Origin of the sequence: Plantactinospora sp. KLBMP9567, from assembly GCF_033446045.1 — a bacterium.
In the GTDB taxonomy this organism is placed as follows: domain Bacteria; phylum Actinomycetota; class Actinomycetes; order Mycobacteriales; family Micromonosporaceae; genus Plantactinospora.
This window is the reverse complement of the sequence record NZ_JAWQRR010000071.1, coordinates 1-19,913: the sequence shown is the minus strand read 5'-3', so window position 1 is coordinate 19,913 and position 19,913 is coordinate 1. Positions and strand designations below refer to the sequence as shown.

General features: G+C 70.2%; 22 protein-coding genes and 1 pseudogene. 16 read left to right on the top strand and 7 right to left on the bottom strand.

Going from position 1 to position 19,913, the window contains the following annotated elements; genetic code table 11:
• Positions 1-37 precede the first annotated feature (37 nt).
• Positions 38-1,882 (bottom strand): NAD-binding protein, encoded by a 1,845-nt coding sequence (locus R6Y94_RS44435; RefSeq protein ID WP_318403342.1) that lies wholly within the window; start codon positions 1,880-1,882, stop codon positions 38-40.
• 201 nt (positions 1,883-2,083) lie between these two features.
• Here R6Y94_RS44435 and R6Y94_RS44430 point away from each other — a divergent pair, with 201 nt between their 5' ends.
• From R6Y94_RS44430 to R6Y94_RS44410, 5 genes are all read left to right on the top strand, one after another.
• Complete coding sequence (locus R6Y94_RS44430) at positions 2,084-2,470, top strand: YbaB/EbfC family nucleoid-associated protein (RefSeq protein ID WP_318403340.1); 387 nt, start codon at positions 2,084-2,086, stop codon at positions 2,468-2,470.
• Positions 2,467-2,778 carry a type VII secretion target gene (locus R6Y94_RS44425; protein ID WP_318403338.1) on the top strand — a complete coding sequence of 104 codons (312 nt, stop codon included), beginning with the start codon at positions 2,467-2,469 and terminating at the stop codon, positions 2,776-2,778. Before R6Y94_RS44430 ends, R6Y94_RS44425 begins: the two co-directional genes overlap by 4 nt.
• Positions 2,775-3,779 (top strand): hypothetical protein, encoded by a 1,005-nt coding sequence (locus tag R6Y94_RS44420; protein WP_318403337.1) that lies wholly within the window; start codon positions 2,775-2,777, stop codon positions 3,777-3,779. Before R6Y94_RS44425 ends, R6Y94_RS44420 begins: the two co-directional genes overlap by 4 nt.
• Before the next feature lie 21 nt (positions 3,780-3,800).
• Entirely contained in the window at positions 3,801-4,385 is a 585-nt protein-coding gene (locus R6Y94_RS44415) for a DUF6346 domain-containing protein (protein ID WP_318403335.1), read from the top strand.
• 280 nt (positions 4,386-4,665) lie between these two features.
• Positions 4,666-5,583 carry an acetyltransferase gene (locus R6Y94_RS44410; RefSeq protein WP_318403333.1) on the top strand — a complete coding sequence of 306 codons (918 nt, stop codon included), beginning with the start codon at positions 4,666-4,668 and terminating at the stop codon, positions 5,581-5,583.
• Positions 5,584-5,759: 176 nt separating this feature from the next.
• Here the strand turns inward: R6Y94_RS44410 and R6Y94_RS44405 are convergent, their stop codons facing one another.
• A complete protein-coding gene (locus R6Y94_RS44405) occupies positions 5,760-6,380 on the bottom strand; it encodes a CGNR zinc finger domain-containing protein (protein ID WP_318403332.1) in 621 nt (206 codons plus the stop codon).
• A 92-nt stretch (positions 6,381-6,472) separates the two neighbouring features.
• Here R6Y94_RS44405 and R6Y94_RS44400 point away from each other — a divergent pair, with 92 nt between their 5' ends.
• Complete coding sequence (locus R6Y94_RS44400) at positions 6,473-7,618, top strand: MFS transporter (protein ID WP_318403330.1); 1,146 nt, start codon at positions 6,473-6,475, stop codon at positions 7,616-7,618.
• An 85-nt stretch (positions 7,619-7,703) separates the two neighbouring features.
• Here the strand turns inward: R6Y94_RS44400 and R6Y94_RS44395 are convergent, their stop codons facing one another.
• Positions 7,704-7,907 carry a hypothetical protein gene (locus tag R6Y94_RS44395; RefSeq protein WP_318403328.1) on the bottom strand — a complete coding sequence of 68 codons (204 nt, stop codon included), beginning with the start codon at positions 7,905-7,907 and terminating at the stop codon, positions 7,704-7,706.
• A 432-nt stretch (positions 7,908-8,339) separates the two neighbouring features.
• On the opposite strand from R6Y94_RS44395, the gene R6Y94_RS44390 reads away from it, so the two are divergent.
• Positions 8,340-8,774, top strand: a complete 435-nt coding sequence (locus R6Y94_RS44390) for a hypothetical protein (protein ID WP_318403326.1) — start codon at positions 8,340-8,342, stop codon at positions 8,772-8,774.
• Between the two features lie 51 nt (positions 8,775-8,825).
• Here R6Y94_RS44390 and R6Y94_RS44385 read toward each other — a convergent pair whose 3' ends face one another.
• Entirely contained in the window at positions 8,826-9,005 is a 180-nt protein-coding gene (locus tag R6Y94_RS44385; protein ID WP_318403325.1) for a hypothetical protein, read from the bottom strand.
• 86 nt (positions 9,006-9,091) lie between these two features.
• Complete coding sequence (locus tag R6Y94_RS44380; RefSeq protein WP_318403323.1) at positions 9,092-9,973, bottom strand: SigB/SigF/SigG family RNA polymerase sigma factor; 882 nt, start codon at positions 9,971-9,973, stop codon at positions 9,092-9,094.
• A gap of 477 nt (positions 9,974-10,450) precedes the next feature.
• Between R6Y94_RS44380 and R6Y94_RS44375 the strand changes: the two genes are divergently transcribed.
• The 5 genes from R6Y94_RS44375 (at position 10,451) to groL (ending at position 15,273) form a co-directional block, all read left to right on the top strand.
• On the top strand, positions 10,451-11,191 hold the full coding sequence (locus tag R6Y94_RS44375; protein ID WP_318403321.1) for a GAF and ANTAR domain-containing protein: 741 nt from the start codon (positions 10,451-10,453) through the stop codon (positions 11,189-11,191).
• A 90-nt stretch (positions 11,192-11,281) separates the two neighbouring features.
• Positions 11,282-12,010, top strand: a complete 729-nt coding sequence (locus R6Y94_RS44370) for a GAF and ANTAR domain-containing protein (RefSeq protein WP_318403320.1) — start codon at positions 11,282-11,284, stop codon at positions 12,008-12,010.
• Positions 12,011-12,358: 348 nt separating this feature from the next.
• Positions 12,359-12,712 carry a lipopolysaccharide assembly protein LapA domain-containing protein gene (locus R6Y94_RS44365; RefSeq protein ID WP_318403318.1) on the top strand — a complete coding sequence of 118 codons (354 nt, stop codon included), beginning with the start codon at positions 12,359-12,361 and terminating at the stop codon, positions 12,710-12,712.
• Between the two features lie 168 nt (positions 12,713-12,880).
• A complete protein-coding gene (locus R6Y94_RS44360; RefSeq protein WP_318403316.1) occupies positions 12,881-13,432 on the top strand; it encodes a DUF5994 family protein in 552 nt (183 codons plus the stop codon).
• Positions 13,433-13,701: 269 nt separating this feature from the next.
• The gene (gene groL / locus R6Y94_RS44355) at positions 13,702-15,273 is read left to right on the top strand and encodes a chaperonin GroEL (protein ID WP_318403315.1); all 1,572 of its coding nucleotides are present in this window, start codon (positions 13,702-13,704) and stop codon (positions 15,271-15,273) included.
• A 141-nt stretch (positions 15,274-15,414) separates the two neighbouring features.
• Here groL and R6Y94_RS44350 read toward each other — a convergent pair whose 3' ends face one another.
• Entirely contained in the window at positions 15,415-16,086 is a 672-nt protein-coding gene (locus tag R6Y94_RS44350; protein WP_318403313.1) for a BON domain-containing protein, read from the bottom strand.
• A gap of 98 nt (positions 16,087-16,184) precedes the next feature.
• Positions 16,185-16,562, bottom strand: coding sequence for a LapA family protein (locus R6Y94_RS44345; RefSeq protein WP_318403312.1), 378 nt, complete (start codon positions 16,560-16,562; stop codon positions 16,185-16,187).
• A gap of 499 nt (positions 16,563-17,061) precedes the next feature.
• Here R6Y94_RS44345 and R6Y94_RS44340 point away from each other — a divergent pair, with 499 nt between their 5' ends.
• From R6Y94_RS44340 to R6Y94_RS44325, 4 genes and pseudogenes are all read left to right on the top strand, one after another.
• The gene (locus R6Y94_RS44340; protein ID WP_318403310.1) at positions 17,062-17,232 is read left to right on the top strand and encodes a hypothetical protein; all 171 of its coding nucleotides are present in this window, start codon (positions 17,062-17,064) and stop codon (positions 17,230-17,232) included.
• Positions 17,229-18,230 carry a glycosyltransferase family 4 protein gene (locus tag R6Y94_RS44335; protein WP_318403308.1) on the top strand — a complete coding sequence of 334 codons (1,002 nt, stop codon included), beginning with the start codon at positions 17,229-17,231 and terminating at the stop codon, positions 18,228-18,230. Before R6Y94_RS44340 ends, R6Y94_RS44335 begins: the two co-directional genes overlap by 4 nt.
• 223 nt (positions 18,231-18,453) lie before the next feature.
• Positions 18,454-19,644, top strand: a complete 1,191-nt coding sequence (locus R6Y94_RS44330; RefSeq protein WP_318403306.1) for a glycosyltransferase — start codon at positions 18,454-18,456, stop codon at positions 19,642-19,644.
• Positions 19,641-19,913, top strand: a pseudogene (locus R6Y94_RS44325) (glycosyltransferase); the annotation flags it as partial. The gene R6Y94_RS44330 and the pseudogene R6Y94_RS44325, both read left to right, overlap by 4 nt.

Here is a 19,913-nt window from a genome sequence, read left to right as displayed (position 1 = left end):
CAGCCGGGACGGACGGCGGTGAGGACGGCGCCGCCGCTCACTCCGCTGGGGAGGACCGCCGGTCCGCCGGCCCGGCGGGCGGCCCGGGTACGGAGTCCGGCGCCGGCCGGGGTCGGTGCCGGACCGCGGTGCTCAACAGGCGCAGCGGCTTCGGCTCCACCAGCGGTGGCGGATCGGGACTGGCGGCGGTACGCGAGAGCAGCCCGGCCAGCCCGGCCCGAGTGGCGACCACCAGCAGCCGGTCGGTCCGTACCAGCGGCCGGCGGTCCGGCAGGGACCAGAGAGTCTGCCCGACCCGGCCGGTCCGGACGGCGATCAGCCGTACCTCGCCCGGCCGGCTGACATCGGGGCAGAGCTGTCCCTCCAGTTCGGACCCGGCACCGACCGGCAACTCCGCGACGAGCAGTACCCGGCGGCCGACGGAGATCGCACCCACCACCTCCCGACCCATCATCGCCGCCGCGAAGGCGGGTGCGGCCAGGTAGGAAACGCTGCGCGAGTGATCGATCCCGAAGGCCCGCTTGACCCGCCGCGCGAAGCCCTCGTCGAAGAGCCGGAGCACCACCCGCAGCTTGGCCCCGCCGGCACCGCCGGTCCCGCGCTGCGCCTGCCCGTGCACCGCCCGGCCGATCAGGGCGGTCTCCAGGTTGGTCACGTCGTCGGTGGTGAGCACCAGCAGGGCGCGGCAGGTCTCCACCGACGCGGCCCGCAACGCCTCGGCACTGTTGGCGTCCCGGATCAGGACCGGGATGCGCAGCTCACGGGCGACCGACACCCCTCGGGCGTGTTCCATCCGGTCGATGGCGACCACGTCGAGGCCGAAGTCGTGCAGCTCCCGGACGACCCGGGCGCCGATGTTGCCGAGCCCGACCACGATCACGTGGCCGGAGACCGGCTCGGTGAGACCTCCGGCGGCCAGCGCGAGCCGGGCGTTGACGACGACGTCCACGATCAACGCGGTGACGGTGGGGATCAGCGCCACCCCGGTGACCACGAGCAGCACCGCGACCGCCTTCTCGACCACCGAGGCGCCGGTGTCGGCGTCGGCGCCGCCGAGGGCGGTCAGCACGGCCAGGTACCCGGCCTGGAGCAGGCCGGTGTCCTCGCGGGTGAGCGCGAGCGTGACCGTACCGGTGGCCAGCACGCCGGCCAGCGCCAGCAGGGCCAGCCGGAGGTTGCGACCGAACAGCAACCGGGTGGCGCGCATCGGATGTGGCCGGCGTCGCCGGACCGGTCGGGGCTGGCTGCTCGGCGCCCGGACGAGGACCAGGTCGGCGGCGTCCTCGTCGGCCGGCAACCGGACCGGCTCGGCGAGGCCCTCGGTGATCGCCAGCCCGCAGAGCACGTCGTCGGGGCGGTCGGCGACGTCGGTCCGCGGGGCGGCCATCAGCAGTTCGTCGGGGAGCCGGACGTAGGTGGGGGTGTCGTTGCCGAGCGCCGCGGCCACGAACGCGGGGGCGGCGAACTCGGAACCGGAGAGCACCCCACAGTCGCCGAGCATGCTGGCGATGCCGTCCCCGAGTACCGGATTGAAGAGCCGGACCACGAGCCGGACGGTGGGGCTCACCTCGCGGGCGATCAGCGCGGCGTCCACGTTGGCGACGTCGTCGCGGTCGACCAGCGCGACCGCCGCGGCGGTCTCGATCCCGGCCTGCCGGAAGACCTCCTGGTTGAGCCGGGGCGCGACGATCATCGCTGGTCGGAGGGCCGGCTCGCCGTCCTCCGGCACCAGCTCGGCGATCTCCGGGGCCTGGTCTGCCGAGGCCGACGGCACGATCACCGTGACATGGGCGCTGTAGGTGTTCATCAGCTCGCCGACCAGCCGCTGGGCAAGCGCGTTCGCGCCCCACACCACGAACCGGGGCACCGCGTCGCCGGACACGAACACATGGTAGTTCCCGGAGGCCCAGGAAGATCATGGTTAACCGACACGTCACCAGCCCGTCACGATCGGCACAGTAGCCGGTGGCCGGAGAGCCGAGAGTAGGCCCGCTTCCCGAACCGGCTATCCAGATGAGTCGATGGGATCTCCGGCTGGCAGGAATTGTCTAAACTACCCGCGACGGCCACCGAGGGAGGACTAGTGCCGGGGGACCCGGAAGGCATGCTCGTCGACTGGCAGCGACGTGTGGAGCAGCAGACGGCGCTCACCACCGAGCTCAGCCAGCGAATGGAACAGAACAGGGCGACGGTCGAGTCGCGGGGCGGCGAGGCCGTCGTCACCGTCGACTCGTCAGGAGGCATGGCCGAGCTACGTCTCAGCGACCAGGCGATGCGCCTGCCCGCGGACGAACTCGCCTCGATCATTCTCGACACCAGCCGGCGCGCCCAGGCGAAGATGGCGCAGCAGATGGTCGCCGTGGTGAGCAGCCTCTACGGCGCGGGCTCCGAGACGGCCTCCTTCATCGGTGGCGCATACACGAAACAGTTCCCGGAACCACCCGAGGACGAGGAGCGTGACCACCGATGAGCGACATCAGGCTGTCGACGGCAGAGGTCCGCAAACACGCCCAGATGGTGGACGAGGCCGGCCGGATGTGCGGCGAGGCCGCCGCCGGTGCCGAGTACGTCGACCTGCACGACGAGGTGTACGGCATCCTCTGCAGCCCGCTGTTCCTGCCGATCATCAATCCGATGCAGAGCTTCGCTTTGACGGAGATCCGAAACGGGGCTGACGCCACTGCACACCTGGCGGAACTGCTCCGGGCGCTGGCCGACAACGTCGACATCACCGACGGCGCCGCGGCGACCCGAATCAGGGAGGCGGGCGGCCGATGAGCACCGACGCGGCTTTCAGCCGGGTGTCCCTCATCGCCGCCGAGGGTGAGACGAAGTCCTACGAGGGCGCCGGCATCTTCGAGTCGGCCTGCGGTGTGGTGGACGGCATCGCGACCCAGAACTGGCTGGGTGTCGCCGGCAACGGCGTGGCCACCGGTCTCTCCGCCATCGGCGCGATCATGGACCCGCTACAGGCCGTCTTCGCTGCCGGTGTCGGTTGGCTCATGGAGCACGTCAGCTTCCTGCGGGAACCCTTGGACAAGCTCGCTGGCGACCCGAAGGCAATCGAGGGGCACGCCCAGACCTGGTACAACATCGAACGACGCATCTACGAGGCCACCGACTTCTTCGTTGACGAGGTCAACCGCAGCACCGCGGCGTGGACCTCGCAGGCAGCGGCGGCGTACCGGCAACGCGCCCGGAGCCATGCCGAGTCGGTACAGGCGCTGGGCAAGATCGCCGACGCGATGAGCAAGGCGACCACGATCGTCGGCGCGATGGTCGGCGTCATCCGGAACACCATCCGCGACATCGTGGCCGAGGTCGTCGGTGCGTGCATCTCCAAGGCGATCCAGGCTCTCACCGTGGTGCTGATCCCCAAGGTCGCCGCCGAGGTCGCCATCCTGGTGGGCAAGACCAGCAGCAAGATCCTCAGCCTGCTGGAGCGGCTGTTCCAGTCGATCAAGCAGATTGGCATGCTGACCAGCAAGTGCGACACCATCCTGGCGCAGATCCGCCAGGCCAACAACGGCACCCTGCTGCTCGAGGCGTTCCGCATCCAAGCAATCGGCGAGGCCGGCGGAAGCGGCCTGGCCGGGTTCAGGGGAGCGTTCAACACCATCGGTCGGGGCCATACCTCGGTCTACGGCCCCGTCGACCAGGTGATCCAGAACACCGCGCGCAGCGCAAGCCAGACGAACGGCTCGCAGAACGGTGGACAGGCCGGCGATACGCTACGGGGCAACAATCCAAGCCCTACGCCTATCGAACTTCCGCTCTGACGGAGGAGTTCCATGGAACCGTTGGACGACCGGATCGCCAGCCGCCTTGCCGAGATAAAAGAGCAGCAGCGCGAACTCGACCGCAAGGATGCCGCGCGGGCCGCCGAGGAGGCGGACCTCGGCGCTGCGGTGGTGCAGCGGCGCAAGGGCAACGGCTTCCGGTCGTTCCTGTTCCTCACCGGAATACTTGCCCTTGCGGCCGGCATGCTCGGCACGGCGGTGACGCTGAGCAGGTTGGCCGGCAAGGACATGGCCGACGCCCGGCGCGAGGGTCGGGCCACTGTCGGTCGGTGCGTCGAGCACGGTCCGATCAGCAATCGCGGCTTCGGTTACTGGGAAGCCTGCGAGGTCGACATCACCTGGGACGACGGCCAGCTCGAGGAGATGACTGCCGGAGCCATATTCGACTCCTCCGACACGGGCACCACAGTTCGCGTCGGGGATCTGGGCATCGATCGGACCACCCGATTACTGGCCCGAGCCGACGTCGAAGCTCGCCCATGGCTGTTGTGGATCGGTTACGGGGTCGGACTGCTCGCGCTCCTGCCCACCTTCGTAGGGGTGCTGCTGCTGCGGGAGGTGCTGAGGTTCCGAAGAAAGAAGTAGCACCGACGGCCGGCGTACCCAGTAGCGGCCCGGTGGCCGACGCTGCGGTACGCCGTCGCAGGTAGTGTGCCGGGCGGCCGGTTCCTTACCGAGGACGTGCCGACCGCCCCGGACCGGTGGACCTAATCGCGTTGCGGCCGGCGGGCTGCACCGCGTACGTTCCCGGTACGCCGACGAGCCGGAAGGAGGTCAGAACAGTGTCCGATGTTCTGCGCCCCCTCCGCGTCCCGGCGTCCACGCGGATCTGACCCGGGGCGCTCGCCTCTGCGAGGATCACGCCATGACCGATCTGGTCGTACGCCCGCTCGTCGCGGGCGAGGAGAGTCTGTTCGACTCCATGCCCGATCCGCTCCCGCAACTGCGTCAGGTCGGCTACGCCGAAGGGCTGGCCGGCGGCGGCTACCGCCCCGAGCACACCTGGGTCGCCCTCCGGGCCGGCCGGGTGGTCGGCCGGGCGGCCTGGGTACTGCCACCCGGCGCCGTCGGTGCCCCGTGGCTGGAGCGGTTCGACCTGGACGCCGAGCCGGAGGTGGGTGCCGTGCTGCTACGCGCCGCCCACCGGGCGCTCGGCGGTGCACGGATCTACTACGCCGCCCTGCCGGCACACTGGCGGCGCCGGCCGGAGGTGCTGGCCGTGGCCGAGGCGCCGATGGCGGCGGCCCGGCTCGCCGGGCTGGTCGAGCGGGGCGAGCGGCTGCGCTGCTCGTGGACGGGTACGCCGTTGCCGGCACCCTCCGGCCGGTACACCTTCCGGCCGGCCACCGACGCGGCGGAGATCAACGCCCTGGTCGCCCGGATCGCCGAGCCGGATGTGCTGACCGGCAAGGAGGTCGCTCGGGCGGTCGCCGGCGTCGACCTGGCCACCGACCCGCTGGCCTGGCTGGACCGTCCGGTGGGGAACTGGCGGGTCGCGCTCGACGCCGGGCAGCCGGTCGGGCTGGTCGGAACGGCCGGGGACGCCTGCTATCCCCTCATCGCCTACCTCGGCCTGCTCGACGAGGCTGTCCGGGGTGAACTGCTGGCCGAGGCGGTCCGGGTGCTGGCCGAGGGCGGCGCCCGCGAGGTGCTCGCCGACGTGGACGCCCATCGGGTACGCGTACTGGCCGAGCTGGAGCGGACCGGGTTCCGGCAGTTGCGCTCCCGGGTGGTCTTCGTACCGGCGGCTGCGCCCGTACCGGATGGGGCATTGACCGGCTGACCGGCCGGCTCGACCACGCGGGTCGCGGCGGGCGGAGCCGGGATCTTCGCCCGCCGTGACCTGGTGCCAGCCGGCCGACGAGCAGCCGGGAGAGGTTGGTCAGGCTGCTGACCGGTGCGCCGGGGTCGCCGAGGATGCGGGTGGCCAGGTTTCGCCGGTGATCGGGGCTCGCCCGCTCACCGGGTCGCACGCGTGCGTCGCGCGGCGACGTAGCGGCGGATCTTCTCGGCGGTTCCGCAGTCGTCCATGCTGCACCAGCGGCGACTGCGGTTCTTGCTCTCGTCGTTGAAGACGAAGCGACAGCCGCCGCATCCCTTGATCCGGTCCAGCGCGCCCGTGGTGAGAAGCTGGACCGCCGCGTGCACCACCGGCCGTAGCGGCCGGACAAGGGTGTGGTCGTCCCGCCAGGCCCACCCGAACGTGCTTCCGGGTTCGAGTTGTGCGTGGCCGAGCGCATCCGCCTCGTCGTCCCGGAGCCGGGCCAGCACAGCCGCGCTCGGATCCTGGGCGGCGGCCAGCGGCCGGAACACCTCGTCGAGGTAGTCGCGGGTGCGCAGCGCTCGGGCGAAGGCGGCGTGGGCGCCGCCCGGGTCCGCGCGGGACAGCCGGCGCAACGCGGCCGCCTCGGGCTCGGTGAGGGCGCCCGCGTACACGCCCCAGGCGACCAACTCCGGGTAGCCCGTGAGCACGTCGTCGTCCGGAGGCCCGACGGGTGGGCCGGTGCGGGTGTTGATGAAGTCCAGGGCGAGGTTGCCGCCCACCAGGCGCGTCCGGGTGACGTCCTCGACTGTTTCCATCGAAACCAATTTTACCAGTTGCATCGCATCGAGTGCACCCGATAGCGTGTTGCCGCCATAGTTGGTTTAGCAGGTAACACAGGGAGGGTCGGATGGGGCACAGGCGGGCAGTGGGAGCGCTGGTCGGCTTGTCCGGCGGGACGTTCCTCTACACCACCGCCGAGGCGCTGCCGATCGGGCTGCTGCTCCCGATGGCCGCCGACCTGGCCGTCCCACCGTCCCAAGTGGGCATGCTCGTCACCGCGTACGGCGCGGTGGTCCTCGTCGCCTCGGTTCCGCTGACGGCGCTGGTCCGCGGAGTCCCTCGCCGACGACTGCTGTCGGCGCTGCTGGCCGGCTTCGTGGTCAGCACCGCGATCACGGTCTTCGCGGGCACGTTCGCGCTGGTGCTGGCGGCCAGGATGGCGACCGCAGCCACCCACGCGCTGTTCTGGGCGGTGGTGGTGCCGGCCGCGGCCGAGCTGTTCCGCCCCGGGCTGCGCGGGCGGGTGGTCGCGATCGTGTTCGCCGGCGGCAACGTCGCGCTGGTCCTCGGTGTGCCCGCGGGCACCTGGCTGGGCGAACGCGCCGGCTGGCGGGTGTCGTACCTGGCCGTGGCCGGGCTCGGCGCGATCGTGTTCGCTGCGGTGGCCTCGCTGCTGCCCTCGACGCGGCCCGACCAGGGACATGCCGCCCGAGGCGCGACACCCGACGTCCGCCGCTTCTGGCTGCTGGTCGCCGTGGCCATCCTGGCGACCGCCGGCGCCATCGCCGCCTACACCTATGTCGCCCTCTTCGCCACCGAGGTCAGCCGGTTTCCCGCCGCGTCGGTCGGGGCCATCCTGCTGGCGCGCGGCGTCGCCAGCGTGCTCGGGATCCTCGCCGTCGGAGCGTTGGTGGACCGCAGCCCGTGGCTCACCCTGGTCGCGACCGTCGCACTGCAGGCAGTGGCACTGCTCGGGCTGTACCCGCTCGGCCACCGGCCGGCAGCGGCCGTCGTCCTGCTCGCTCTGGCCGGACTGGCGTTCGCCGCGTTCACCGCGGCGCTCGGCGGTCTGGTGCTGCAGGTGGCGCCCGGGCGCTCCGACCTCGCCGCCGCGACGGTCTCCGCCGCTGTCAACGTCGGCATCACCGCTGGCGCCCTGGTCGGCAGCCTCGCGCTGCCGAGCCACGGCGTACGCAGCACGGTGCTGATCGGCGCCCTGCTCAGCGTCGTCGCTCTGCTGCTGGCTCTCGGCGAACGACTCATTCGAGACTGAGTAACCCGCGGTCGAGGACGACGCGGTTGCCGCTTGGTGATCCCGGTCAGTGCCAGTTGTGCAGCGGTACGCACCGAGACCGACCTCAGCCCGGAGCCTGCCGGCTGAGGTGCTCCCAGGGCCGGTACTCCGCCGTGCGGGCCTGATCCATCTGCTGGACCATGTCGTAGGAGGCGCCGCCGACGATCAGCCGCAGCGGCGGCTCCGCCAGGCCGACCAACTTCATGATCACCGGCGCTGCGGTGCTCGGGTCCGGACCGGTGTCCTCGCCCCACATCTCGGCCAGCATGGCGCGCAGCGAACCGTACTCCGGACGCGGCTCCGGGCGAGTGACGTTTTCTCCGGTACCGGCGCTGCGACCTGGCTGGGCAACGGCTTTCTCAGGTCCCAACTGCCGCCCGCGAGTTCGCTCACCCCGCGCGGGCTCGCCGTCGCCGCCATCAACAACGAGGGCTGAAGGACCTGACGACGGAGAAAGGCCGAGTTGTCGTCCTCGCAGAGGATCGGCATGCCCTTGTGGTTGGGGCGAAGGCAGACGACCGCGCCACCGAGCGGCGCCGTCCCGCCGGGCCGGAAGGATCGACGGAAGTTCAGCCGTGCCGTGGTTCAGTTACATTCGGCAGGTTTCGTCCGGGCACTCAGTCACGTAGTGTGAAGTCGCACAGCAGCCGCTCCAGTCCCCGGCGGATGTCCTGCCCAGGCACATCATCGGGAGCATCGGATGACTGTCCCACCGGTCCACACCATGTCCGCCACCGAGTCGTTGAGTGATCTTGTAAGGCGGATCGCTGATCGGGACCAGGCGGCCTTCAGCCGCCTCTACCATCGTCTCGTCCGCTCGGTCTTCCTCCAGGTCTGCAAGAGCCTTGGCAGCCCGGCGGACGCCGTCTCGGTGACCCGGGCGGTGTTCGTCGAGGTGTGGCGGCTCGCGCCGGTGTCCGCCGCCCGTCGAGACGACGTACTGGTCTGGATCACCGGCATCGCCGCTCGCCGTGCCGGCGACAAACTCCGGGAGATCGACCACCATTCGTCGGCCGTCAGCACCGTCTATGACGGACACTTCGATCGCGAACTGGCGGCCGGCTTTGGTACCGAGCCGTCCACAGTGTGGTCCGCGCCTCCTGGGACGCGGCGTACAGGTGGTTCTCGACATTGACGAGCGAGCGCCCCTCCGCGTCGACGGCGCGGAGGGGGCCCACACAAGGCGTCATCCCGACGCGATGTCGGCGGGTGTCATCGTGGCGGGGTGGATGTCGAGCATCCGGAGCAGCGAACCGTTGAGGTTCGTGTCGACCATCCGGGGCAGTTCCCGGTCGACCCAGTCGGCCCTGGCCGACAGACCTCTCGCCCGCAGTCTTGCGACGATCTCGGCGCGGTGGATGTGCATGGCATGTCCCTTCGGCTGTGTTTCGTGGATGACGGCGTCCTTTCCCGGGTGGCAGTGCCGTTTCCTGGATGGCGGCTAGCGCCGCGTCACTGGTCGCCGAGCCCGGCCAGTGTGATCGGAGTGGCCCGAAGTCGGGTGAGGGTTCGATTCAGCAGTCGGGATACCTGCATCTGGGACACCCCGATCTCGGCGGCGATCTGGGTCTGGGTCATGTTGTCGTAGAACCGCATGGCGAGGATGCGGCGCTCTCGTACGGGAACCGTCGCGAGGAGTAGTCGCAGCGTCAGGCGGTCGTCCACGCGGGCGTAGTGCGGATCGACGCCGCCGAGGAGGTCGATGGGCTCGTCGCCGGTTTCCACCGCGGATGGGGCGTTCAGCGACGTCAGGCGGTAGACCTGCTCGGCACCGAGCGCGGCACGGAGTTGGTCGACGGTTATGTGCAGGTGGTCGGCGAGTTCGGCCGCCGTCGGGGTACGGCCCCGCTGCTGGCTGAGTTCGCCGCTGGCGATCCTGACCTCGCTGGTCAGTTCCTGCATCGCGCGTGGTACCCGCATTCCCCACGTCGTGTCCCGGAAGTGCCGCTTGAGGGCGCCGAGGATGGTCGGGACGGCGTAGGAGACAAAGGCGGTCCGGCGGTCCGGGTCGTACCCGTCGACGGCGTTGACCAGGGCGACGGCGGCGACCTGGGCCAGGTCGTCGAAGGGTTCTCCGCGTCCGGCGTAGCGCCGTGCGAGTCGATGTGCCGTCGGCAGGTTCGCCTCAATGGCTCGGGCTCGGATTCCGACGCGGTCGGAATGCCCGGCGGGCAGGGCGTCGCGTTGGCGAAGTAGCTGCTCGGTGCCGGTCGACGCACGGGCTGGTCGGGCGTCAGGGGGCGGGGCAGTCTGGACGGCCGCCCAGGGCAGCCGGGGGTCGCTGGTGACCGGCGCCGTCGCTTCGGTGGGGCGGTGGGGCGGAGCTGTGTTCATGGTTGACTTGGCGGGAACGGTCATGGTGATCAACGCCCTCGGAGAAGTCGCCGCAGTGTGCCGGCGGGACGGCGCCCCCGCACTGAAGGCGCCTGGAGTCGCTGGGTGACCGCTGGGTCCGGGCGGCGAGGGGATGCCAGCGTGAACGCTGACTGGCGCGTCGGTGTGGTGGGGCGGGTCCTGCGGATCACTCTACGCCCTCATCAAGTGGGTACGACCGGCCCGGCGCGGCAGGATCGTGCCGTCATCACCGGCGACGCCGCCCGGGGAACGTGCGACACGAGCGCGGCGACCGGGTGGGACCCTGACTGTCCGGCGTAGGCTGGCCGGTGACAAGCCGCCATGCAGCGAGTCGCGTTCGACCCGGTCCCCGTCCTACGTCACCTGCCCGTCGCGGCCCTGACGAACCGTTCGGGGTATCGGAGGCGCCTTCGTGGATTCACCTCTGGTGCCGCCCTGTTCGGGTGGAGCGATGCGATGACCGCCGATCGCCGGACGCGGTTGTGGAGCCTGGTCGTCGAACACGCCCGGGGCCGGCCGATCACGGTCGAACATGTCTGTGCCGCGGTGATGTCGGCCACCGGGCTGGACGGCGCCGCCGTCACGGTGCTCGGCACCGGCTTCCGCGAGACGGTGTACGCCAGCGATGACGTCGCGTCGGACCTGGCAGAGCTGACCCTGACCCTCGGGGAGGGGCCGGCCGCCGATGCCGTCGCCGGTGCCCCGGAACTGGTCGCCGACCTGACGACCCCGGACTGCCTGGTCCGCTGGCCGGTGTTCGCACCGGCGGCGATGCGCACCGGGGTACGTGCGGTGTTCGCGCTGCCGATGCGGGTCGGTGCGGTCCGCATCGGTGTCCTGGACCTCTACCGTGCCCGGCCCGGTGTCCTGGACCGCGAGCAACTGGCCGACGTGCTGATGCTCGCGGACACCGTCTGCGCGCTGCTGCTCGACGCCGCGCAGCACGATCGGTCACGCCCGGACGGACGCTGGCCCGAGCAGGCCGGCCTGCACCACCCCGAGGTACACCAGGCCACTGGAATGGTCACCGTGCAACTGGGGGTGAGCGCGGCGGTGGCCCTCATCCGGCTGCGCGCCTATGCGTACTCCCATGACCGGCGGCTGCGGGACGTCGCCAGCGATGTGGTCGCCCGGCGCCTCCGCTTCAGCCCCGACCTCGGCCCGGGCTCCGACGAGGGCGGGGGCACTGACCGCTGAGTTCGGGGCCGGCATGTTCGTGTCAGGTTCGCCGAGTCGTGACAGCCGGCTGCCGGGCGGCAGGTCTACGCTGTGCCGAGGGAGAGTGAGATGGCCGAGATCCAGCTGACCAATGTGTTCGTCGAGTTGGCCGACACTCTCGTCGACGAGTTCGACGTGATCGACTTCATGCACGTCTTGACCGAGCGGTGTGTGCAGCTCTTGGGTGTCTCGGCTGCCGGGCTGCTGCTGACCGACCAGCAGGGCACGCTGCAGGTCGTGGCCGCCTCCTCCGAACGGACCCGACTGCTGGAGCTGTTCCAACTACAGACCGACCAGGGCCCGTGCGTGGACTGCTTCCGTACCGGCCGCCCCGTGTCGGTCGCCGACCTCGGCACCGCCGGCCGCTGGCCGCGCTTTGCCGCAGCCGCCGCCGAGGTCGGATTCGCCTGCGTGCACGCCCTGCCGATGCGCCTGCGTACGGAGGTCATCGGTGCGCTGAACCTGTTCGACAGCCAGCCGGGCGCGCTCGGTGAGGACAAGCTGCGTGTCGCCCAGGCCCTGGCCGACGTGGCCACCATCGGCCTGCTGCAGCAACGCGCCATCCACCGCCGCGACACCCTCACCGAACAGCTACAAACCGCGCTGAACAGCCGCGTCCTGATCGAACAGGCCAAGGGCGTTCTGGCCGAACGCCTCCAACTGGACATGGCCGAAGCCTTCACACTGCTTCGCAACGACGCCCGCAGCCACAACCGGCGGCTGTCCGATCTCGCCCAGGCCATCGTCGACGGCACCGAACAGATCCCACCAACGACGGTCACCGGCCCGAGCCGGTGACATCCTCAGCGGGATCGACAGCCGCAACCCGTGCCGAGGGGAGCGATGTCGCGGCGCTCGGCAGAGGTGGTCGTAGCGTGCGGGGCCCGGGCGAACCGCCCGGGGCTCCCGTCCCCCCGATCCCCTCCAACGAACGTCCAGGTCCAGTTCCTCCGACGACCGGTCGACTGCCTCGTTGCCGGGGATTGGAGTAGCCGCAGTGGTGTAATCGACACCCAGACGGGGGCCTCGGTCGAGGCAACTGGGCATATCGGGCCGAACAGGCGTACGATGGGGTTATCCCGGAAGCGACGACAGCTCAGCCTTGAGGTGCCCGCCATACCGGCCCACCCCCCAGAGGGGGATGTCATGTCCAACCATCTCCGGACCGCCCAAGGCGCACCGGTCGATTCGGCCACCACGGCATCGCCGAAGCCCTCGGCCGCACCGCCGTCGACGTCGCCGACAACCCGGGTGCCACACACCCGCACCGGCGCCGCCTGGTTCGGGATCTGCGCCGCCGCGCTCATCTGCGTGGTGCTCATCGTCTTCATGCTGCAGAACACCCGCAGCGTCGAGGTCACCTTCCTGTGGATGCACGGCACTCTGCCGTTGGCCCTGGCCCTGCTGATCGCCGGTGTCGGCGTCGCAATCCTGACCATGGTGGTCGGCGCCGCCCGCATCACCCAACTGCGCAGGCTGTCCCGCCGCCAGCGTCACTGATCCGCGCCCTGGATCTGGGCGTACGACGAGCCGGGCGCGACGAGCCGCTGCGATTGCGCGGCTGCCCCTTCCGCGACCCCGCCGGCAAGTTCGACGCCTCGGCCTGCCGTTCTCCCGAGCTCAGCCCCTCGCCGGATCCCTTCCGGCGACGGGAGGAAGGAAGCTGCCATGACACACGCCACTGCCACCAGCCGCGCGACGACGATCTCGCCAACGCCGCCATCGACTCCACGACTGCGGATGGAACCCACCGGCTCCCGCCGTACCCTCCTGGACGGCGGTTGGTGGCCCCGCTCGACCGACCCCGTCGCGGAACTGCCGGGGCTCGTCCTGGCCATCGACAAACTACGCGGACCCGTCACCAGGCTCGTCCTCGCCGCCGACGGCTGGGACATCCACCCCCGCCGGCTGGGGGTGGGTGACCGGGTCCTCCGGCTGGGCTACTTCAGCAGCCAGCCCATCAGCCTACTCACCGCACTGTGCGCCAACGGCGACCGCGTCGACCTGCTGATCGTCCCCCCGAAGACCGCGAGCGACACCGCCGACGCGGCGATGGTCCTCGCCGCCGTCACCAGCAACCAGGTCCACCCCCAACACATCCTGCTCGCCGTCACCACGTCCGCTCCGCGTGCGGTCGATGACGCTCCCGTAGCCGTGTGGGAGGACGAAGGTGGTCAGTCAGGTCTCACGCCGCCCCGGATCTTGTCGGAGACGCGGTAAGGCGGCATCGCCCCACCGACGGCGTGGACAGACCACGGTGGGGCGGGGTTTTCGGCACCTCGCGTACCCGGCGGCGGCGTACGACGAGATTCCCGAGGAGGACGTTGTCCTTGCACTCTCGGGCGGCGAGTGCTAGACCGTAGTTAGCACTCGCCCTTCGTGAGTGCCAGCCGAATGGGATGAGCCCTTTGTGGGCGTGCGCGATGTGTTCGTCGCAGGTCGGTCCGAGCAGTGCTGAACGTCGGCACGACGAGTAGAGGACGACACAGATGGCCAAATTGATCGTATTCGGTGAAGACGCCCGTCGCGGCCTCGAACGCGGCATGAACATGCTCGCCGACACGGTGAAGGTGACGCTCGGCCCCAAGGGCCGCAACGTCGTGCTGGGTAGCGGATGGGGTGCGCCGACCATCACCAACGACGGCGTGAGCATCGCCAAGGAGATCGAACTCGACGACCCGTACGAGAAGCTCGGTGCCGAGTTGGTCAAGGAGGTCGCGAAGAAGACCGACGACGTGGCCGGGGACGGCACGACGACAGCCACCGTGCTGGCCCAGGCGCTGGTGCGGGAAGGACTGCGCAACGTGGCCGCCGGGGCGAACCCGGTCGCGCTCAAGCGCGGCATCGAACAGGCCGTGGTCGCGGTCACCGAGGCGCTGCGCCACCAGGCCCAGGAGGTCGAGACCAGGGCGCAGATCGCGGCCACGGCGTCCATCTCCGCCGCCGACCCCGTTGTCGGTGACCTCATCGCCGAAGCGATGGACAAGGTCGGCAAGGAAGGCGTGATCACCGTCGAGGAGGGCAACACCTTCGGCCTGGAGCTGGAGTTCACCGAAGGCATCCGCTTCGACAAGGGCTACATCTCGCCCTACTTCGTCACCGACACCGAACGGATGGAAGCCGATCTCGACGACCCGTACCTGCTCATCGTCGAGAACAAGATCTCGAACCTGACCGACCTCCTCCCGATCCTGGAGCAGGTCATGCATGCGGGCAAGCCGCTGGCCATCATCGCCGAGGACGTCGAGGCGGAGGCCCTCGCCACCCTTGTCGTCAACACGGTCCGCGGCACCCTCACCTCGGTCGCGGTCAAGGCGCCCGGCTTCGGTGATCGCCGCACGGCCATGCTGGCCGACCTCGCCGTCCTCACCGGCGCTCAGGTCGTCAGCGACACCGTCGGTCACACGTTGGGAAACGTGACCCTCGACATGCTCGGCCGGGCCCGCAGGGTGGTCGCCACCCTGGACGAGACCACCGTCGTCGACGGCGCGGGTGACCTGGACCAGATCGCCGGGCGCGCCGCGCAACTCCGCTCCGAGATCCAGCACAGCGACTCCGACTACGACCGGGAGAAGCTGCAGGAGCGGCTGGCCGCATTGGTCGGCGGCATCGCGGTGATCAAGGTCGGTGCGGCCACCGAGGTGGAACTCCGGGAGCGTAAGCACCGCATCGAGGACGCCGTCCGCAACGCCAGGGCCGCCATCGAAGAGGGCCTGCTACCCGGCGGTGGTGTGGCGTTGGCCAACGCCGCGGGCACGGCGTTCGACAAGCTCGACCTGGCCGGTGACGAGGCCACCGGCGCGAACATCGTACGGGTCGCGCTCACCGCGCCGCTCAGGCAGATCGCCAGCAACGCCGGCCTTGAGGGAGCGGTGGTGGCAGAGAGGGTCAGCTCACTTCCACCCGGCCAGGGCCTCGACGCCGCCACGGGCGAGTATGTCGACATGATCAAAGCGGGCATCGTCGAACCTGCCAAGGTGACCCGTTTCGCACTGCAGAACGCTGCGTCGATTGCCGCGCTGTTCCTGAGCACCGAGGTACTCATCGTCGACAAGCCGTAGCCGCCCGGGCGCCGGGTCGCCGGTACCTCGGGTCTGGCACGGTCCGGGGCGGCCAGCACGGCTGCGGCCGCACTGGCCGCCCCGGACAGGGGATGAAGCAGATCGACCCGGCCGTCTCCGGACGGCCGGGTCGATCTGGGATCAGGCGGTGACGGTGAGCTGGTTCTTGACGCTGGTGACGCCGGCACCCGACCACGCCACGTTCTCGGCCTGACGGCGTTCGGCGCACGAGCGTACGGCCCCCCGCAGCGTTACCTCGGTGCCGTTGACCTCCGCCTCGACCTGCTCGGCGTCGAGCTGGGCGTTGCGCCGGATCGCCGCGCCGATCGTCGCTTTCAGGTCGTCGGAAGCCGATGCGGTCGCCATCAGCCTGATGGTGTTGCTGACCGCCGTGACGCCCCTGAGATACATGACCGCGCGTGCGGCGGCCTCCCGCTCGTAGTGGCGGGTGACGGTGCCGGAAAGGGTGACCACACGATTGCGGACCCCGACCGTGACGGCGTCGGAGGGCACGTCGACCGCCCAGCCGAGCATCTGGTTCGCCGCCTCGGCGATGTCGCTGTCCTTGGCGCCGAACGCGCCCGGATCGCGGACCATGATGTCGACGGTGACGGCCTGGACACCGGCCACCCGCATGGCCGCCCGCCTCGCTGTATGCCGCTCGGGCAGGGTACCCACGTCACCGGAGAGAGTCACCACGCCGGCGTTCGCCAGCACCACGAGATGCGCGGCGTCGATGCTGGAGTCGAAAGTCAGTTCGTTGGTGACGTTGGTCTGCAGGTCCTTGTCACTTACCTGGACGGTCTGTGTCATGGGCCAACCCTGACCCTCCGCCCGCCAATATGCCACCGCATTTGGTGCATATTCAAATATATCTTGAGCTTGATTCTCAACTGCGGGATTTTAATACGCTATGCAAACCTATTCTGTGTGTCATCGTTTGTTTCCTGAGTGTCTGACGGCGACGCCGCCCGGAGCGCCGTGCGCCGGCGAGTGGCCGGCATCCTGGTGTAGATGAGCGCGGGCACGGTCACCAGCAGCACCCCGAACGCCGTGGCCATCAGCAGCGCGATGCCCATGGGGAGTTGCCCGTGCGCCCCGAGGAAATGTACGTCGGACGGTTGGCCGTTCTGCAGGATGATGATCAGCGATAGCAGCATCGTCGCGGAGGCGGCGAGCGCGGCCCACAGACTGATGCTGCGGATAGGTTCCGTCGGACGGGTCCCGCCGTTGGTCCTGCGGTGGTTCCGCCCGGGGACGGACCGCGCCGGGCTGACGAATCTTGTCATTGAACCTTCTCAACTCCCCTTGCGGTCCGTCGTGGCGGCACATGGAAGTCGGGGCGCGCGCGCCGCGCCGTTCATGTTGGAGAAGGTTCCAGGTTGAAAAAGGTTCATTGCTGGGCCTCATCTCGCCGGAGGTACGTGGACTCTGTGACATCTGAGGTGCCGGGCCCAAGACATCGCCAGCCTAGGGTCGAGCCGGATTTCCCGTAGGACCGGGATGTCGGAGTTGGTCGCCGGCCGGAGAAAGGACCGGCGAGTGGTTGCGTACGGGGCGTCCCGGAAATACGCGCCCGGGCGAGGCCCCGTCGTGCCGGAGGTGGTGGATTCACCGGGGCGGGAGTGCGGGACGTGCCGGGCATCCGCCGTCCTCGGGTGAACGCGAACCGCCAATCGGAGTGCGTCGGGGCGTAGTGTTCGGGCTTACCCCGGCTGACGCGTTCGTTCCACTCCGGCCCGCTCCGTCACCTTCAGGCCGGCTGAATTCGTACGCGAGGAGAAGCGGATGGCGATCGACAACGACAAGACCGTCGATTTGTTGCGTGGTCGTGGTCACCAGGTCATGGCCGACTGGATCGACCGCGAGCTGCCGGACCGGGTCGACGGCGTCTGGCACGCGAGCCCGCACCCGACCGGCCTCGACCCCGCCGGCCCGGCCGATCGCGCATCGCGGTGAGGGTGGCCATGCTGGGACCGGTGGCATGGCGCACGCCTCCACACCATTACGGGCCTTGGGAGCAGGTGACCGGCCTGCTCGCCGATGGTCTGGTTGCCCGAGGCGTGGATGTGACTCTGTTCGCCACGTTGGACTCGGTCACCTCGGCCCGGCTGGACGGAGTGTGTCCGCGGGGGTACGCGGACGATCCGGCCGTGGACGGGCGGGTGGCGGAGGCGATGCACGTCGCGCATGCGCTGGCGCGGTCCGCCGAGTTCGACCTGGTGCACAACCACCTCGACTGGCTGCCGTTGGCCTTTGCCGATCACTGCCACGCCCCGCTGGTCACCACCATCCACGGTTTCTCGGATCCGGGGATCCTGCCCGCGTACGCGAGGGCCGGGTCGGCCTATGTGTCCATCTCCGACGCCGACCGGGTCGCCGCGCTCGACTATGTCGCCACCGTGTACCACGGAATCGATCTCGACGGGTTGCCGTTCGCGCCCGACGGGGGACCCGGGCTGATCGCGTTCGGCCGGATCCACCCCGACAAGGGCACCCACATCGCGATCGAGATCGCCCGACGGGCTGGCCGGCCGCTGGCCATCTGCGGGATAGTCCAGGACGAGCGGTACTTCACCGACGAGGTGGCCCCGCACATCGACGGCGAGCGCGTCGTCTTCCACGGCCCGGTCGGCCCGCGTCGCCGCGCCGAACTCCTCGGCGCCAGCGCGGCGCTGCTGCACCCGATCGCCTTCGACGAGCCGTTCGGCCTGTCGGTCGTGGAGTCGATGGCCTGCGGCACACCGGTGGTGGCGTACCGGCGTGGAGCAATGCCGGAGGTCGTCGACGAGGGAGTCACGGGTTTCCTGGTGCACGGTGTCGAGCAGGCCGTCGCGGCCGTCACCCGGATCGCGACCATCGACCGGCTCGGCTGCCGGAACCGTGCCCGGCAGCGGTTCGACGCCGACCGCATGGTGGCCGACTACCTGCGCGTTTACCACGACGTCGTCCGCTGACCGGATCGATACCGTCCGCTGACGGGTCGATGCTGATAGTGTTGACCCGCCGATGGCTTTCGAGGGTCCGGCATAGGTCCGCGATCGGCCAGACCCCGCGTGAGGCGGTGGCTCCCCGCAGACCCGTCCTGCCCGTCACACACGCTGGCCAGGTGGGCGCCGTTATCGCGTGAGGTCCGTACCCGCTCGCGCGGCATCGGCCGACAACCGAAAGGCGCGGCAGATGGCCCGCAGCTACGGTTTTCTCAGCACCCATCCACCGACCCAGTGCGGACTGGCCACCTTCAACGCGGCCTTGGCCGCCCATCTCGCCACGGACGGACCGCCGGACGGCGTTGTCCGCGTCATCGCCGCCGGCGAGGACCCCGCCGGTCCGGCGGTGCGGACCACCGGGCACGCGGGACCGTCCCGGCCCGAGGTCGTGCATGACTGGTCGACGCGGGGCGTCGCCGGTTGGCGGGACGCCGCCACGGCCCTCGACCGCTACGACATCGCCGTCGTCCAACACGAGTACGGCATCTACCCCGGACCCGACGGCAAGGATGTGCTGCCGCTGCTGCGCCGGCTCACGGCGCCGAGCATCGTGGTCCTGCACACCGTGCTCGCGCATCCGACTGCCGGGCAGAAGGCGGTGCTGGAGCAACTCGTGGACGCGGCAAGCGCGGTCGTCACCATGACCGACACCGCCCGCGACCGGTTGCTTGTCGGCTACACCGTCGAGGCTGGCAAGGTCACGGTGATCCCGCACGGCGCGGCCGAGCATGCCGCACCGCCCGCCGAACCGCGTCAGCGTCCCCACCTGCTCACCTGGGGACTGCTCGGCCCCGGTAAGGGAATCGAGTGGGCGTTGCGGGCTCTCGCCCGGCTACGCGACCTCCGCCCGATGCCCAGCTACACGGTCGCAGGCCGGACCCACCCGAAGGTGCTCGAGCACGACGGCGAGGCGTACCGGGCGGACCTGCACCGCCTGGGCGCGATCCTGGGTGTCTCGCACGCCGTCGACTACCAGCCGGTCTACCACGAGGAGAGCGCGCTGGGCCGGTTGATCCGCTCCGCTGACGCCGTCGTGCTGCCCTACGACTCTCGGGAGCAGGTCACCTCCGGCGTACTCGTCGCGGCGGTCGCCGCCGGAGTCCCCGTCGTCGCGACGCCCTTCCCGCACGCCGTCGAGTTGCTCACCGACGGTCCCGGCCTGCTCGTACCCCACGAGGATCCGGCGGCACTGGCCGCCGCCATCCGACGGATCCTGACCGAACCCGGCCTGGCCAGCAGCCTCGCCGATCGCACCCGCACCAGGAGTTCGACACTCCGATGGCCTGCGGTGGCGGCCCGATACCACGCCCTCGCCGAGCGGCTCCTCACCGACAGGGTCCGCGCCGGTGGCTCGCCTGCCGTGACCGCCGCACCGGCATGACCGCAGCCGCATCCCGCGTGCCTGTGCCCGCGCCCAGTTTCGCGCACCTGGCCCGGCTGACCGACGACACCGGCCTGTTCGAACATGCCCGGAATGCCACCGTACGCCGCGAGCACGGCTACTGCACCGACGACGTCGCCCGTGGACTGGTCGTCACCAGCCGCGAACCCGATCCGCCCGACGCCGTGCTGCAACTCGCCGAGTGCTACCTGACCTTCCTCACCCACGCCCAGGACGACAGCGGCGCCTTCCACAACCGGCTCGGTCAC